This window comes from Bradyrhizobium sp. 35, from assembly GCF_023073215.1.
In the GTDB taxonomy this organism is placed as follows: domain Bacteria; phylum Pseudomonadota; class Alphaproteobacteria; order Rhizobiales; family Xanthobacteraceae; genus Bradyrhizobium; species Bradyrhizobium canariense_D.
Genome location: NZ_JADPJC010000008.1, coordinates 1 through 15,163, shown reverse-complemented (window position 1 = coordinate 15,163; position 15,163 = coordinate 1). Strand labels below are relative to the sequence as shown.

Below are 15,163 nucleotides of genomic sequence, written 5' to 3'. Positions count from 1 at the left end.
ATCCGGGGCGAGCCGGGATGAACTTCTGCTCCTACATAGTGCGCGACCAGTCGGACGATTCGTTCGCCATCCGCTGCCGAAAGGCTCTCTCCGGTGTCTATAAGCCCGCTCGACAACCGGTCGATCCATAGCCGCCCGTCGGGATTGAGCATCACCTCCACAACGGTCTGATCTTCCAAAAAGCCCGCAATGGCCGGCCCAAGGGCGGTGCGGAGCATGCGCGCCCCGCGCAACTCGGCTTCCGAATGAAATGAATGTATCGCCACGGCTGCCCCACATGATCGAGGCCCTGCCCTTCAGCGGCCTCATGTGGGACAAGCAGAAAAAGCAGATCCTGCGCTATCGCAAGACGGGATCATTGCCGTCGTAGTCTGGCGTAGAAACGGCAAGAGTCGGAAAGGAAGGTTCGGTAAGCTCGTGTTCGGCGCGCTGAAAAAGGCGCACTCGTTGGCATCAGCCCGTCAAGCTCGCGTCACCACTCCAGGTGTTCATCCGCCTCCAGGATCGCAACCCCCGTCGCTGGGATAGCGGCATGAGCCGAGCTCCAGCCGCAGGCCGGTTGGAGTATAGCCGAAGTCCTGCCCTTCCCTTTCCGACTTCGAAACCATGGAACGGCAAACCAGGCGAGCGCCGCCAGCTGTAGCAGCATGTTCAGTCCGAACGCGGTCTGGTAGGCAATCAAAGGATGGTGGCCGGCCTCAACGGGCCATCGCTCAAGAATCAGTCCCGTCCCGTACTGCACGATGAAGGCCCAGCCAAATTGCAGGACGTTCAAACCACCATTCGCGCGCGCGACCAGTTGGGGCGGGAAATAATCTCCTATGATGGCGTAGGTCAAAGCGGTGGCCGACCCGGCCACCGACACGACGCACCACGGCAGAAGTGACGGCCAGGGCGGATGCAGGATCAGGACGATCTCCGCTCCGATCAACAGGGCCGCGACGGCCGCGAACAACACTTCCATATTCCTGCCACGGCTGCGCACCCAGGTTGCAAGCACGCCCAAGACTAGCGCCCCGAGGCTCAAAACAGTCGCCATCACGAACAGCTCGCTGACGAGACTTGTTCGATTTAGCCGTTCGATATCGCAAAGCCAAGGTGCCGCCCACAAGGACTGCAGTGCCCACGCCGACCCGATACAGGTTGCCGACAGGGGGGCAATCCGCCAGAAGCGTTGATCAGAGTAGATGGTTTTCAGTGTGGCCGGCTTCGTGCTGCCCGATGGGCTGTCGACTCGTTCGGGAGCGACCAGATAGATCAAAATGGCAGCGAGCGCGCTTGCGGCGGCCAGCACCGCGAACAGGCCGCGCCAGCCTATCCAGTCCAGGAGCACCTCGGCAGGAGCGGTTGCCGTGACCGCGCCCAACGAACCCAGCATGATCATAAAGCCATTGATGAGGGCCAAACGTTCTCTAGGAAACCAGAGGACGATCATTTTAAGGCCCGACATCAGCGCTGCTGCACTCCCAAGTCCGATCATCGCGCGGGCGATGAGAAGCGAAACGAAACCCGTCGATAGTCCGAAGAGCGCGGCCCCCGCTGCTGCCACAACCAAGAGCAAGCTCTGGACCCGGCGCGGCCCGTAGCGATCTAGTAACATGCCGATCGGGATCTGACCCGCCATGACGACCAGGAAATAGATCGACGTGAGCAGCCCGATGTCGGCAGCGCCCAGCCCGAGGTCGGAGCCAAGGGGTCCAGCGATCAGCGTATTGATCGTCCGGAACAGGTAAGCAAGGTAGTACCCGGCCGCGAAGGGAAGAAAGATGCAGGCGATGAGCCGCCACACAGGAAGCGGTTCGATGCGTGGCACAGGCGTTGTTTGCGCGGCGAACCCTTTCTGTACGCTTCTGCCGTTCTGGACGGTGCGTTCAACACAACGAGCTGGACAGGTTCTGAAAGTTCAGCTTGCTGCCGCCCTCCTCGGCGGCAGCGCGCGGCTCGGAGCCCCCCTCTACAGCGGGTGCGGACGAACCCTCCTGAAGCAGTTCTTCTACAGTTCGCCTCTCTGATACACCGCTACCGATTTCAGAGGCACGCCAGCTGGCCCTTCCGAGCCGATCAATCGTCTCCTGAATCAATGGTTGGCCAAACCGCACTCCGCGCTCGAGCTGTTGGACCAAAACCTTGCAGCGTTCTTGGCCGAGGAGGCATGCGTCCCGCTGCTGGGATGATTGCATGGCCGCCGTAACGGTGAGGTGATAGCGCGCATGCAGGGCCACTGTCTCGGCAACGATCGCGACCTCGCGCTCGAGCCTTGCCATCTGACCACTGACCCGGTCCAGAGTTTCACGAATGAGCCCTTCGGCCCCTGGCGCAGGAGCCAGAAAACGCTGAAGCGCCGTCTCGACGACCATGCTCTTGCCGACTCCCGGGCGTCCGGACGCGGCTTCAAGCCGCTCCAAGATGCTTTCGGAGAGCTGAACGATGATCTTCTTGGTTCGCAGACCTTCGTTCGAGCTCGGCTGCACCTCGCCATCCGAACCATTCCCAATAGAGCTGGCCTGACCTTCAGCCTCAGCATCGATCTGCATTGTTTCTTCAGCTCCTCAATTGCGACCGCACGAAACGGCACACGCTATCCGTGCAGCGTGGCTTTCCTGTCGAAACAGATGAATCCGCCCAGCGATGATGCGTCGACAGAAGGGCCAATCCGACCACGACATCAATCGCGCCGACATCGGCGTCGTAGTCTGGCGTAGCCAAAGAAAGACGAGGCGGGCTCAAGATGAGCGGGATCTCTCAGCCTCCTGCGCGGCAGCTAGGGGCCACTCGCGATGGCCTTCTGGGACCTCAAGAAAGCTCCCCGCGCTTCACGACTCTGTGTCAGTCTGCCTGCGCGCGCGCCGGTTCGGCTCACCTAGGCCCGGCGCTCGTTCGCCAAGGCGGCGTCACAGGCACTCTGCGCGCAGAAGTATCTATTCGGGCTTCTCGGAGGCTTGCACGTCGATGCTTACCTCCTTCAGGACGCTGAATCCGCTCGCAAGTCGTCGTCCCAGCGCTTCGACAAAGCGGTCGTAGCGCTCACCGCCCTTGGCGCGAGCGGCAGGGCTCGAATGCTCCGGCAATGCCGGAGTTGAGGTCAGCCAGAACCGGATGAAGAGCGCGACCGTCTCGAGCGTGATGCCATCGTTGCGTTCAAGACGCTCGAGCACCCGCACAATCCGATCCAGCCGTTTTGCTATCACAGCCTCGCGCCGATCGGAATCGTCAGGAGAAAGAAAGGAACCTATTGCGGCCTCGACCACCAGCGACTTGGACCGGCCACCTCGGCTTGCGAAGGCCTCGAGCGTTTTGAACGTTTCGGGATCGAGGTAGACGCTGAGCTGGACCTTTTTCACGCTGCCTCGCTCACAGATCCATTCCATCGTCCGGATCGAGAGTGACGGTCCGCGCAACTCCCTGCACCGACCGGCTCATCAGTTGCGCCTGGACGGCATCCGCGTCACCCTCTTCGAGCTCGGGGTCGAACTCGTGCTCGCCGGCCGGCGTCTTGATCTCGATTTCCTCATGCTGCGGCAATTCCGGCTCGCGGCGTAAGCCGCCGTTCGCCTCGTCGCTCCTGCCCGCGCGCCTGGTCAGCAGCTGGCGCGACGGCGATATTGGGGCGCGGGCTGACCAGTCATCTGGGCGGGTGGGCTGCTTGTTCGGCTCCAAGCGGGGCGGCTTCAAGACACGTCGCTGGAATTGCGGATCCTCATAGTAGCGGACCTTGTTGGCACGGACCGGGTGCACACCGGAAATCATTACGACCGCGTCTTGCGGAGACAGTTGCATGATTTCGCCGGGGGTCAGCAGCGGACGGGAGGTCTCCTGGCGGCTGACCATCAAGTGCCCAAGCCAAGGGCTCAAGCGGTGGCCCGCATAGTTCTTCATGGCTCGCAATTCGGTCGCAGTTCCGAGCGCGTCGGAGACGCGCTTGGCGGTGCGCTCGTCATTGGTCGAAAAGGCGATCCGGACGTGGCAATTGTCAAGAATCGCATGGTTCGGACCGTAGGCGCGTTCGAGCTGGTTAAGGCTTTGCGTGATGAGAAAGCTGCGGATGCCGTAACCTGCCATAAAGGCGAGTTGGCTCTCGAAAAAGTCGAGCCGGCCGAGGGCTGCAAACTCGTCAAGCATCAGAAGCAGCTTCTGCCGGCGCCGGTCGGGATCAAGGCTCTCGGTCAAACGCCGTCCGATCTGGTTCAGGATGAGCCGCATCAAGGGTTTGGTGCGGACGATGTCCGATGGCGGCACCACGAGGTACAGTGAGACGGATTCAGCGCGGTCGACGAGATCACGGATACGCCAATCGCTTCGCGCGGTGATCTTGGCAACTACCGGATCGCGATAGAGCCCGAGGAAGCTCATCGCCGTCGAGAGCACACCCGAGCGCTCGTTCTCGCTTTTGTTCAAAAGCTCGCGTGCCGCTGATGCGACGACTGGATGGATGCCTGTCCCAAGATGCGGAGTCGCCAGCATTGCGTTGAGCGTAGCCTCGATCGGGCGAGATGGATCCGAAAGGAAATTTGCAACCCCGGCGAGGGTCTTATCGGCTTCGGCGTAGAGGACATGCAGAATTGCCCCCACCAGGAGTGAGTGGCTGGTCTTTTCCCAATGATTGCGGCGCTCGAGTGCACCCTCGGGATCGACGAGAATATCGGCGATATTTTGAGCATCTCGCACCTCGCAGTCGCCACGGCGGATCTCGAGGAGTGGATTGTAGGCGGCGCTGGCCGGATTGGTCGGATCGAACAACAGCACGGGCCCAAATTGCGCGCGCCATCCGGAGGTCAACTGGAAGTTCTCGCCCTTGATGTCATGGACGATGGTGGAAGCCGGCCAGGTCAGAAGAGTCGGAATGACGAGACCAACACCCTTGCCGGAGCGCGTTGGCGCAAAGCAAAGCACATGCTCGGGCCCGTCGTGGCGCAGATAATGACGTCCGAACCGGCCGAGCACGATGCCGTCAGGGCCTAACAGCCCGGCCCGTCTGACTTCGCGTAGATCGGCCCAGCGCGCCGAGCCGTAGGTGGTGACGTCCCGCCCTTCATGGGCCCGCAGGACCGAGAGCAACATGGCCAGCACTATGGCCGCGATGCCGCCGCTTGCAGCAATCGCGCCACCCTCCAGAAAAACGACGGGCGCGTAAGCATCGAACTTGAACCACCAGCCAAAGAAAGCTGCCGGCTGATAAATTGGCCAATGCCCGAGCTTGAACCAGGGAGCCCCAAGCTGCTGCTGGAACGCAAGCCGCCAGGCTGTCCATTCGGTCGCCGCCCACAGGAACGCGAGCACGATGAGGCAGACCAGGATGACCTGGTGCCAAATGATTTTTGTCGCCGACATGATCGGAACATCTCGGCATATGGACATGCGCACACAACCACAATCGTGCTCGCGTCGCAGTCGCGCGCGTTGCAGCGCAGAGATTGGCGGGGACAAAGAGGAGATAAGCCGGCGTTCTTGCGCTATCTGCACGAGAATGGCTATGGCATCGTGCACCTGGTGTCAGCTGGCCCATCCAGAGTAACGTTGAAGTCGCCCGTTAGTGGCAAGCCGCAGCAGTTCGCGCCGATGAGAGGGTAGATTGCGCTAATCTAACCAACTGGTTGTTCACGGCGCCGCCAGGTCCACATCGATGCTAATGGCACGGCGGTATCTTCAACTAGCCAAGCTCTCTTCTTTGGCGAGATCGGGTCCCTTTCAGGAGGGATCCTGATCCAACCGCTGCCGCCGCCGTCGGTGATGTCGGCCTTATCCGATCCGGAGATTCTCGGCTGATACTTTGCCGGAACGACCAGCCGTGGCTTCGAAGCTGATCCGAGCGCCTTCTGCCAAGCCGGTGTATCCGGCCTTTTCAACGGCGCTGATGTGCACAAAGACGTCGGGGCCGCCGTCATCCGGCTTGATGAAACCGTAGCCCTTGGTCGTGTTAAACCACTTTACAGTACCGGTCGTCACCGTCACTTCTCCTAAATGAACACATGCGATCTAGCGAAAACTCGCACCTGGATCAAGATCTCCAGGAGGAGACAGTTGCTCGGAACCGGGCACGCAGAATGGTCGAACCAGCGAATGTCCCGGCCCCGAAGACCCGCTGGGACGTGGTTGCCGTGAGCGCGACTACAGCAAAATTTCTTCTCGCGACAAAAGGATAGCGGGCTTCGCTTGTACATGGGCGAGCGCAGCCGCAGTCGTGGATCGCAGCCCAGCGAAGAGACCGCCAGTCAAAGTGACAGGCCCCGTTTGCGGCCCCAGGACCAATCGACATTGCCTGGACCCGCGATCCCGCTCACCTGTTTGCCCAGTTCCCGCTCTAGTGAAGGAGCCCATGGCACGAGCTGAAAGCCGAGCCCATTATCAATCATGGCAAATCGCCCCGAGGCGAGGGAAAGCCGCTGACGGTATGTCCCCGAAACCTGTTCACCCGATCGAGCAGGTAGATGCGTAAGCCCGGTCTGCTCCGCAAGGCGCCGGCCGGCGCGATCGAGCTCGCGGCTTCGCAAGGTCTCGATCAGATTGCGGCCAAGCCGCACTTTGTCGCCGTGCCGCTGAGCAAGCCCGTACTCTGCCAGCACGTCAATTCGCTGTTCCAGGGCTGCCCGGACCTCTGCCCCAAAACCGGCGCGCGAGAATTCAGGAGGCTCGCGCGCCACAAGCTGCCGGTCGAGCCATGTGGCGCCTTCCGCGGTGACCTGCTTTTCGAGGACGAGTTCCGATCTTACCGCGAGTGCGATGCGTGTCCGTCCCCTCGTATCCTCAAAGCGGCGGAGCTCCACGATGCCTCCGATCGGCCCGTCGCCAGCGGCCTCGATATCGGGGAGTTTGAGGTGATGGACGCGCCCGTCTATGCCGTCGACAATGGCAAAGGCATTGCCCCTCAGCTCGTCGTCGTGTCCGCGGGCGACGAGACGGCCAATGATCGGTTCACCGTGATGCTCGCCTTCGAGCGCAAAGGAGGACGGTGACCGTGCGATACCATCTTTGGCAATCGCCTTGTGCAGCCGCTTGATGATGTCGCCGCGCTCGCCAAGGGCCCTCAGGCGTGGCTCCGCGTCTGCGGCCAGTACCCAGCGAGCGGGTCCCGCCGGCTCTGCCACACCCAGGCGCTCCAGCATCCGCATCCGCCCGATCCGAATGTCTCGTAACGGGTCCCGGGCACCATCCCGTTCCGGCCTTAGATCGATGATGCCATCGGCTGATCCCGCTTGCCGCGCGAGCACCCGGTCGAGCCTGGTCCAGCGTTCGGCGCTCACCTCGGCTTCCAGCCCTTCGCGGATCTGGAGCTCGGATCGGGGACCGAGTTCGCGGGTGACGAGATCGCCGGCCCGGGCGCGCAAGCCGCTTGCGATGTAATCGCGACTGATGACGAGGTCTTTTCCATCATCGGCGCGTCCGCGCACGAGAATATGAATGTGCGGGTGCTCCGTATTCCAGTGATCGACCGCGACCCATTCGAGGCGCGTTCCAAGGTCGCGCGAGGCCTGATCCATGAGCTCACGGGTGAAGCTGCGCAAGCTGGTGAGCTCGCTTGCATCATCGGGCGAAACGATGAAGCGGAAATGATGCCGGTCACCCTCGCAGCATTCGGCGAAGGCGCGGCCGTCTGCTTCATCTCCGAGAGCGTCAAAGAGCTTGCCTGGCGCCCCGTCCCGGGTGACCCCATCACGCTGCAGATAACCAAGATGGGCCCGCAGCGCCCCGGGCGTGCGCATTCGGCGCACCACCCGCGCCTTGACCATGGCGCCGCGAGACCGGTTGCTGAGCAGTCTGGACGCTGCAAGGCTCGCGGCCCGCCCACGTCCGAAGTTTGTTCCACGGCCGTACCCGCGTGACAGACCGCCGGCCTTCTGCGCGGCTCTGAGGGCCTGCGCCAGAAACGGCTTTGCCCGCGGCGCTCGCGTAGAGCGAATGCGGCCAGGGCGGATTCGGAAATCGTCCTTACCGGCCATCGTTTGTTGGCAGAGTGCGAAAAGCTGAGCAGCAACTGCAATTTGGCAAAATGTGAAATGTGCGCTCAACATTTGCAAGTTGCATTGGCTGATTGAAACTAAAGCAAGATTGCTCCCAACCGACCGGCCGCACCTTGCGGCTTTTATCCTGCCATCCCCGGTCCGCTCCTTCCGCCCGTGTCCTCATCACTTTCCAAAATGCGAGACCTTGCGATGGCATGCGAGCAGATGCGATTATCGTCATTGAGACTTCACCTCGCCCGATCGCGGCACGAACAGGCCACTCGCATGGGGCAAAAGTTCAGTCGTGTGGGGGTTCAACGTGTCTTTCGATGAAGGCGTTTCGCGCAGAGCGGATGCCGAGCTCCGTTCGCTCGACCAGCGATAAAATCGCGGAACGAACAGCTTGGCTCGCTTCCAATTTGTGCCGTGACCAGGGACCGAAGTATCGCGCCAGCGATGTATCATGCCGGTCAATGGCTCGAGTTTGTTCAGGTAGGCCAGGGTTTCCTCAGGCAGCGCGCGCCCCGTCGTCAGATCCTTCGCGTAGCGCTGGGGGCCTGCGTTGTAGGCGGCGAGAAATCCGTCCGAGCCGAACCGGTCCAGCATCTCTCGCAGGTAGGCGGCCCCGGCGAAAATGTTGTCATGGGGGTCAAAGGGGTCGATGCCTAGATTGTAGCGGGCGCTCAGGTCGACCCACGTCCCTGGCATGATTTGCATCAAGCCCAGGGCACCTCGAGATGACACGGCGTGCGCTTTGCCACTGCTTTCGACCTGGATCACGGCACAAACCGATTGCACGGGAACTGCAAACCGGCGGGACGCCTCGGCAATGAAGGCCGCATATGGGACGAATTTGCCAGGACATGTTGAGGGCGGAGCAGGCGCCTGCAATTCGGATTGGGCTCGACAGCTCGACGGCAATTCCACAGCTGCAAAAGCTGCCAGCAATGCCACGACGACACGCAGGGATGGACGGCATGCCCGCATCGGCTCGAGCGCAGCCTGGGAGAAGTCAACGTGCGGCCTTTGCAGCTGATCATCATCGGCGCGCCCGCATCTGCTGACGAGCTTGGCCGGGAAGGAGCAAAGGGATTGTGGTCTGCGGAAGCATGATGAAGCTGCAAGTCGATGAAGCGAGGCAAGCATGGTCATTCCTCCTTTGTCCACACTGGGAAGGCCCGGGCGATGACGGCGGAGGCCGCGATCGGCCCGAAGTAGCGGCCGTCAAATGAATCGGCCGATTGCCAGTTCATCAGAAAGATCTGGCCGGCCATCAGGACGTGGCATCCTTGCCATGCGGGCAAAGGCCCCCCACGGCCATCCCGCTCCCGGGCCTCGCCCATCTCGATGCCGTCGACGAGGATAGTGAGTTCTCGTCTGCAGACGGTGTGCCCAGGGAGCGCCAAGACCCGCTTGAGCATGGGAATGCCGAGCGGCAGATAGCCGTTCAAATCAAGGAAGGACGCAAGCGGGTCAGGTGGGCGAACGGCTACGAGCGAGGTGACACGGAGACGCTCTACCGGTTGCAAGCGGTAAAGGCCGATCGGCACGCTGTGCGAAGCGTTCCAAACATACCATGGCGCTGTGCCCCGGTCGGCGGAGAGCGCAAGAGCCGTGCCCACGCACATTGCAAGAATTGTTATGAGCCGGCCCATCAGAGTGTCACCCTTTGGCGCCGGAGCCACGCCTGGTGACGGGCACGGGTGTAGCTTCGCGGAGTCTCATTCACCGAAAGGCGGTTGTGCGCGTGGTGCCAGTAGTCGGGCGCCGCGTCGGCAGGATCGATGCCCAGTGCTTCCACCGCCTCGATCAGCTGCAGGACACGTTCGACCTTCGGCCAACCTGACAATCTCAGCAGGCTCTCCCCGCCCGGACTGATCCAAGGCACGGTCGAGTAGCGTTGCCCTGGCGCGCACGCGCGCAGAATATCGATGCGTGACAGTACGGTTCCGAAGTCATTGGAGCTCCAGCGTACGAACGCAAAAATGCTGCCAGGCGCAAATGAAAGAACACGCCGGTGATGGTCGATGATCGTTTCCGATGTAGGCCGGCCAAACCGAATGCGGTTTTCGATGCGTTTCTCGAGCCACAGGAGCTCAACCGTCGTGAGATCATTCATATTGAAATTCCATATTGCAAGACGGCAGGCGCGGTGCTGAGACGTGGCGATCTGAAGTCCAGGACGAGGAGGCGTGATAGGCAGACGACAGGCGGGGCGAAGCACGACTGCTCCACGCTCACGGCCGCGTCAGAACGCCAAGCGCGCCTTGGGAGGAGATAACGCGCCTGCAGGTCCAGGACTGCGAAGATCCATTTCCAGGAAGCAAGACGCAGCTCAGCCGCTGTCGTGCGGAGGTTGGCGCAGGCGGTAGGCTGACTGGACAGCCACGAACTCTGCCGCGACGTGGACTGCGGGTCCGTTAGAAGGAATCCGAAGGATTCCTGGTTAGGAAAGTTAGAGGAAGCGGAAGCTCCTCTGTGGCAAGGGCTTTTCCGCGATAGCGGTCCCTGATCGCACGCGTTTTCGGTCCCCGATGGCACGGTGGCGCTGGTCCCTGATAGCACGGCGGGATTCACAGGTTTTCCCCCGAGCCGGAGATAAGCCCGCGCTTGCGCAGCCGGTGGGTAAGCGGGTCGACCGGAGTGGGAGCGAAGTTCAGCCGTTCCGTCCCATTTGGGTCGTGCGAGATGACCAGTTCATATCCTGGCAATCTCTGCTGTCGAACGATCTGGCGCAGGTCGTATGCGAAGTGCTTGAGTGGCGATAGGCAGCCCGATTTGGCGTGGAGGTGCACAAGATCAAAGCTCCAGCCGCCCTTTTGGCGACCGCCGTGCTTGCGCACGAGGCGATAAAGCCAGCGCTCCAGTCCGCCAGTCAGATCGAAATATGCGCGGTCGATCGTCAGCACGAGCGCTTCGTTCAGAACACCCGTGTAGAACCAGTCTGGCAGGATCAGCTCGAGCCCGCGGGCGCGGCCGTGCATATCCGCCGTCTCTTTCCATTCGTTGATCCACGAGAACCGATGCTGCCGGCGCTCGGTCGGCTGGCGAATGGATGTCATCACAGTGGTCGATTGCAGGCGGTCGAGCGCAGCCTTGAGGCGATCGTAGTCGCGCACGCTTGTGCCGCGTCCCACAAAAGTCAGGATCTCGTAAGGGGTGGCGGCCATCAAGCGCGACGTCTTCAAACCTGCGTCACGCGCCTGGATAATTTGCGAGGCGGCCCAGATCAGCACGTCCGCATCCCAGATGGTCGCCATGCCATGTTCCGGCACAGCTTCGACACGGATTTTGATTGTCCCGGCCCCGAAATCGATGGGAACGGTCCGTTTCGACTTCGCCAGAGAAAAGAACGGGTAAGCCATTAGGTCTTGCGCGTCGCGCGGCGCGAGATCACCGGGAAGAGCACGAAACAGATCGAGCTGATCCCGTTCTGAGTTGCGCCGCAAGCGCGCAAAGGAGTTGCTGTCCGGCATGGGTCAGCGCCGCTCCTTGCCAGCGTAAGGGATGGGCGGGTGCCGCTTGGCGGGGAAGACCGTGCCAACCCCGGGATCGCTGGTCGACGTTTTGGCGCCGCGGTCCACCCATGCTTTCAGGTCTTCGAGCGCGTAGACGACGCGGCCGCCCAGCTTGCGGTAGGTCGGACCTGTGCCATAGGTGCGATGCTTTTCTAGGGTGCGGCCGGAGAGGCCAAGAAAGCGTGCCGCTTCTGGTGTGCGAAGATAGCGCTGCGGTGTGCCGGCGTTCGGGTCGGGCATCAGATGGCTCCGTGATGTCATGGAGCGCGACGGAGTTTGATCGCGCGTCAAGGGACACCATGGAGGAGCGAACGCACGTGAGGGGATGCCGAACATTGTTAGGACGATTTCGGCACCCCTCCTTTTGCTTCCGCGCTGCGATCGGCAAAAGAGGAATGCAGGCTTGGTAGTCCGGTAGTCCAGCAATCGGCCGACGATTCTGCTGCGCAGCCAGGGACATCTCAGTTGTTGGGCGTGGTGCGGGAAAGTTCGACGCGCTCCGATGCGCCGCAGGCGATCGGCACGCATGAGGCGTAAGATCCAACCGCGGGCCGCCCGCCGGTGAAGTCAGCGGGAGGGCGAGAGGCGCCAAACCTGACCTGGTTGCATCAGTTGTACGCTATGCAGATCTATTTCTTGCGGGATCTCGATCGAAACAATGCACGGTAGCCGGCACGCACGATGAAGCGACCGGCTTTGACCAGGCGAATGGTACGGCTGCGCAGGTCATGCGTCTTCCAGCCGCGCTCGATGAGCCGCTTTTTGCCGAACATCACCTCCGCGATCGTTCGATAGGATGCGCCATCCTCATGCCCATCCCGCGCTCGCAGAACCAGGCCGAGCCTTTTCCGCTGCTGGGCCGAAAGCCGATGAAAGGCAGGTCCCGGCGGGCGGCCGTTCAACGCTCGCCATAAGCGATGCGCGGCGTGGGCGCGCGCGACGAAATTCTCGTCGAGCGGCAATTCGGTGGCATTTCCGGTGCCGAGTCGCGGGGCCTCTCTGAGCCATAACCGATGCTGCGTGCCCTGGACCAGCAAGAGGGCATGCCAGCCGTCCGGTGCTTGCCTCATCGTGGCCGACGTAAGGTCAGCGAGCGGAAGTACTACGTCCGAGCCTTGAGAGCCGGACGCGCTCCGAACGATCGGCACCACCGTTGGCATCGCCTCGGGCGCCCAGAAGATGGTCTGCTCGTAGAAAGACCCTTGCGGGTCATGGGCGAAAGCAGACGCCCCATCTCCTTCTGAACTCGGGGCTTACGTGCCCGCCTTTGGCGCGTGCCTCCCGGTAGTCCCTTTGATATTCAGGATTGCGGCGGAGGAGCTCCCACGCAAAATCCTCCATTTCACCTGATGTAATTGCGCGCTGATAACTCTCCGGTGAGCGCCAGTCGAATGTCGACATTAAGAGACCCCAAAGCCAGACCGTAGCGGGAAACGATCTACGTAACCTTCAGTTGTTCGACAAGTCATTAATTGGGCATCACGCGATGCCTGCAGGGCATCACCAGAATTTCCGTAGACGGCCATTCTCTAGAAGAAACTTGCGGCAGCTGATTTCTGCTACTTGCCGGTGCCGCCGCGAAGCAAGTCGCGATAGCCGCGGTCCGCCATCCAATTCGCTCGCGCCAGATGACTATCGAAGGCCGTGCGGGCGCGTGTCGGCTCTCGATCGGGATCGATGTGCAGGACGATTCGCGAGACTTCCCTCCAATCAGCACCCGCGGCTGCTGCATCAAGCAGCCGCCAATAGGTCACCAGAAGCTTCTCGTCATAGGAGGTAAGGACTGGATCATCCGGTGCTGAATCGGCGACCTCGGGCTCGAGCGGCGGCATCTGCATGGCTGTACCATCAACTTCCTTGCTCGATCCTACTCAATTTCTGCATGGCATGCCACAACCGTGCCATAAAGCCACAAGACGCCGGATCCATTTCTCCACGTCCGTCTGCGCGAACAGCGCCCGCCTTAGCAGAACCTGGTGGAGCCGTAGCTGAGCGAGACCTCGCCGCGTATTATAACACGTAGCGCTACAATACACGATTGCTTCCTATCCTGCGGATGGACATTCGCAAGCTTTTTGGAGCAAACACGCGTCGATTTCGTTTAGACCTTCGCCTGAGCCAAGAAGCCGTGGCAGAGCGCATGGGTGTCGATCGTGCGTTCATCAGTAGTATGGAAAGAGGGTTGCAAAACGTAACCCTGCTTACGATCTGGCAAGTCTCGCAGGCTCTCGAAGTTCGACCCGCCCAATTGCTTGAGGAGAAGACCGCCAAGATTCGTCCATAATTCTACTCGGCCGCCCCTATTTGAGATCGGAATCTCGCAGGGCGATTGGGTCCACCGGGGCCAGTCAGGCGCAAGGCTGTGCAGACTCAGGTTGTTGTGGAGGGCGTCAATTTGGTTCTCCCGTGATGCACAGACGATCCATCATGGACGGAGAGAATTGAGTTCTTAACTGGGATGGCCAGGTGGTAAATCCTGCTATCTACCTGCGCCGCCGCGCAACAAATGACGGTAGCCGTGATCTGCCAACCATCTTGCGCGCGCCAGATGGCTATCGAACGCGATTCGAGCCCGCACGGATTGGCCCTCTCCCTCCGGATCGATATGCAGCACGATGCGAGCCACTTCCTTCCAATCAGCGCCATCGCCCACCGCGTCGAGAAGCCGCCAATACGTCATCAGATGCTCCTCGTCATAGGGCGTGATCGCGGGATCTGCGGGTGCAGAGGTCGCGACATCTGGGTCAAGCGGCGGAGTTTTCATGGAGTTCCTGCCAAGAAGTAGAGCGGCATCTGTGTACTTCCACCCCCGCTTCTTGAACGCAGCAGCTGTAGCCGCATTCTGGAAACCGACAACATAGAAAGCAGCCGAAAAATGCCGCGCTTGATGGTTTGTCGAGAATACTCCGTGGTGAAGTACTCTACAAGAGCATGGCCTCTCGCGCATGGATATTCGCGAGATATTGGCGATCAATTTGAGGAAGTATAGACAAGCCCGTGGCCTGTCACAGGAGGAGCTGGCACATCGCGCTGAGATTGACCGGACCTACATCAGCTCGCTCGAGCGGAGTGTTTATGCGGCCGGTATAGATGTCGTCGAGCGTCTGGCGCGCGCTCTTGGCGTTGAGGTCACGGACCTGCTGACACGTCCTACGAAGAAGAAATATCCGCGGCCAGACTAGAGGTGGATACTTAGTCGCATTTCCCGCCGACCGGCTGATCGGGTCATGCGGCCGTCTTGGGGCAACGATAAAGCACCCTGCGCAATGGAGATCACACTGCGATACTATCCCGTCCCCTGCGCCGCGCGCGTCTCGGAGGTGACCGTGGACACGTACTCGAAGCGCCGAAGCTGATCTGCTGATCTGGCAGAGCAAGCCGGAAACCGCGTTCCGCCTTCGCGGCCGGATCGACAGTAAGCGTCGCTCTGAGGCCCATTTGATTGGTGCTTGACGTCTATTTTGAACGCGTGGTGCGCCGGCGCGGCTTCCATATTTCCGACAATGCGTTGACGGCGGCCTCGAGCGCCTTCCGGTCGACGACGTTGGGATCAAACTGCTCAGGGCCCCGGAGGCGCATTTGTTCGTGCTCCGGATGGGTGGGGTCGCGGATGGCGTCGAGGTATTCGGTATAGCCTGACGCACCGCCGGCATCTTCCGGAGGACAACGGCCGGCGGCCTCGAGCAAGAGGGGAAGTCCCTCCGTTGT

The 15,163-nt window shown here is 61.1% G+C and carries 17 protein-coding genes and 2 pseudogenes; 2 read left to right on the top strand and 17 right to left on the bottom strand.

The window, feature by feature from the left end:
- From IVB36_RS00630 to IVB36_RS00560, 15 genes and pseudogenes are all read right to left on the bottom strand, one after another.
- Positions 1 to 218 (bottom strand): annotated as a pseudogene (locus tag IVB36_RS00630) (P-type conjugative transfer ATPase TrbB); the annotation flags it as partial.
- A gap of 254 nt (positions 219 to 472) precedes the next feature.
- Positions 473 to 1,789, bottom strand: a complete 1,317-nt coding sequence (locus IVB36_RS00625; RefSeq protein ID WP_247390224.1) for an MFS transporter — start codon at positions 1,787 to 1,789, stop codon at positions 473 to 475.
- An 82-nt stretch (positions 1,790 to 1,871) separates the two neighbouring features.
- Entirely contained in the window at positions 1,872 to 2,534 is a 663-nt protein-coding gene (locus tag IVB36_RS00620; protein WP_247390222.1) for a hypothetical protein, read from the bottom strand.
- A gap of 384 nt (positions 2,535 to 2,918) precedes the next feature.
- Positions 2,919 to 3,368 (bottom strand): CopG family transcriptional regulator, encoded by a 450-nt coding sequence (locus tag IVB36_RS00615; RefSeq protein ID WP_247390220.1) that lies wholly within the window; start codon positions 3,366 to 3,368, stop codon positions 2,919 to 2,921.
- Positions 3,352 to 5,328: a conjugal transfer protein TraG gene (locus IVB36_RS00610; RefSeq protein ID WP_247390219.1), complete on the bottom strand. Its 1,977-nt coding sequence runs from the start codon at positions 5,326 to 5,328 to the stop codon at positions 3,352 to 3,354. The genes IVB36_RS00615 and IVB36_RS00610 overlap by 17 nt, the downstream gene beginning before the upstream one ends.
- 408 nt (positions 5,329 to 5,736) lie before the next feature.
- Entirely contained in the window at positions 5,737 to 5,943 is a 207-nt protein-coding gene (locus IVB36_RS00605; RefSeq protein WP_247390216.1) for a cold-shock protein, read from the bottom strand.
- 266 nt (positions 5,944 to 6,209) lie between these two features.
- Entirely contained in the window at positions 6,210 to 7,934 is a 1,725-nt protein-coding gene (locus IVB36_RS00600) for a DUF3363 domain-containing protein (protein WP_247390215.1), read from the bottom strand.
- Positions 7,935 to 8,174: 240 nt separating this feature from the next.
- Positions 8,175 to 9,089 carry a lytic transglycosylase domain-containing protein gene (locus tag IVB36_RS00595; RefSeq protein ID WP_247390212.1) on the bottom strand — a complete coding sequence of 305 codons (915 nt, stop codon included), beginning with the start codon at positions 9,087 to 9,089 and terminating at the stop codon, positions 8,175 to 8,177.
- Entirely contained in the window at positions 9,086 to 9,592 is a 507-nt protein-coding gene (locus IVB36_RS00590) for a S26 family signal peptidase (protein WP_247390210.1), read from the bottom strand. Before IVB36_RS00590 ends, IVB36_RS00595 begins: the two co-directional genes overlap by 4 nt.
- Positions 9,592 to 10,056, bottom strand: a complete 465-nt coding sequence (locus IVB36_RS00585; RefSeq protein WP_247390208.1) for a DUF2840 domain-containing protein — start codon at positions 10,054 to 10,056, stop codon at positions 9,592 to 9,594. The genes IVB36_RS00590 and IVB36_RS00585 overlap by 1 nt, the downstream gene beginning before the upstream one ends.
- A gap of 454 nt (positions 10,057 to 10,510) precedes the next feature.
- Complete coding sequence (locus tag IVB36_RS00580; RefSeq protein ID WP_247390206.1) at positions 10,511 to 11,413, bottom strand: replication initiator protein A; 903 nt, start codon at positions 11,411 to 11,413, stop codon at positions 10,511 to 10,513.
- Between the two features lie 3 nt (positions 11,414 to 11,416).
- On the bottom strand, positions 11,417 to 11,695 hold the full coding sequence (locus IVB36_RS00575) for a helix-turn-helix domain-containing protein (protein WP_247390204.1): 279 nt from the start codon (positions 11,693 to 11,695) through the stop codon (positions 11,417 to 11,419).
- A gap of 389 nt (positions 11,696 to 12,084) precedes the next feature.
- A complete protein-coding gene (locus tag IVB36_RS00570) occupies positions 12,085 to 12,492 on the bottom strand; it encodes a DUF2285 domain-containing protein (protein ID WP_247390201.1) in 408 nt (135 codons plus the stop codon).
- 172 nt (positions 12,493 to 12,664) lie between these two features.
- Complete coding sequence (locus IVB36_RS00565) at positions 12,665 to 12,796, bottom strand: DUF6499 domain-containing protein (protein WP_247390226.1); 132 nt, start codon at positions 12,794 to 12,796, stop codon at positions 12,665 to 12,667.
- Positions 12,797 to 13,014: 218 nt separating this feature from the next.
- A complete protein-coding gene (locus tag IVB36_RS00560; RefSeq protein WP_247390199.1) occupies positions 13,015 to 13,293 on the bottom strand; it encodes a DUF2285 domain-containing protein in 279 nt (92 codons plus the stop codon).
- Positions 13,294 to 13,511: 218 nt separating this feature from the next.
- On the opposite strand from IVB36_RS00560, the gene IVB36_RS00555 reads away from it, so the two are divergent.
- Entirely contained in the window at positions 13,512 to 13,739 is a 228-nt protein-coding gene (locus IVB36_RS00555) for a helix-turn-helix transcriptional regulator (protein WP_247390196.1), read from the top strand.
- A gap of 195 nt (positions 13,740 to 13,934) precedes the next feature.
- Here the strand turns inward: IVB36_RS00555 and IVB36_RS00550 are convergent, their stop codons facing one another.
- The gene (locus tag IVB36_RS00550; protein WP_247390194.1) at positions 13,935 to 14,219 is read right to left on the bottom strand and encodes a DUF2285 domain-containing protein; all 285 of its coding nucleotides are present in this window, start codon (positions 14,217 to 14,219) and stop codon (positions 13,935 to 13,937) included.
- A 181-nt stretch (positions 14,220 to 14,400) separates the two neighbouring features.
- Here IVB36_RS00550 and IVB36_RS00545 point away from each other — a divergent pair, with 181 nt between their 5' ends.
- A complete protein-coding gene (locus tag IVB36_RS00545; protein WP_018457396.1) occupies positions 14,401 to 14,637 on the top strand; it encodes a helix-turn-helix transcriptional regulator in 237 nt (78 codons plus the stop codon).
- A gap of 274 nt (positions 14,638 to 14,911) precedes the next feature.
- Here IVB36_RS00545 and IVB36_RS00540 read toward each other — a convergent pair.
- A pseudogene (locus IVB36_RS00540) lies at positions 14,912 to 15,163 on the bottom strand (plasmid pRiA4b ORF-3 family protein); the annotation flags it as partial.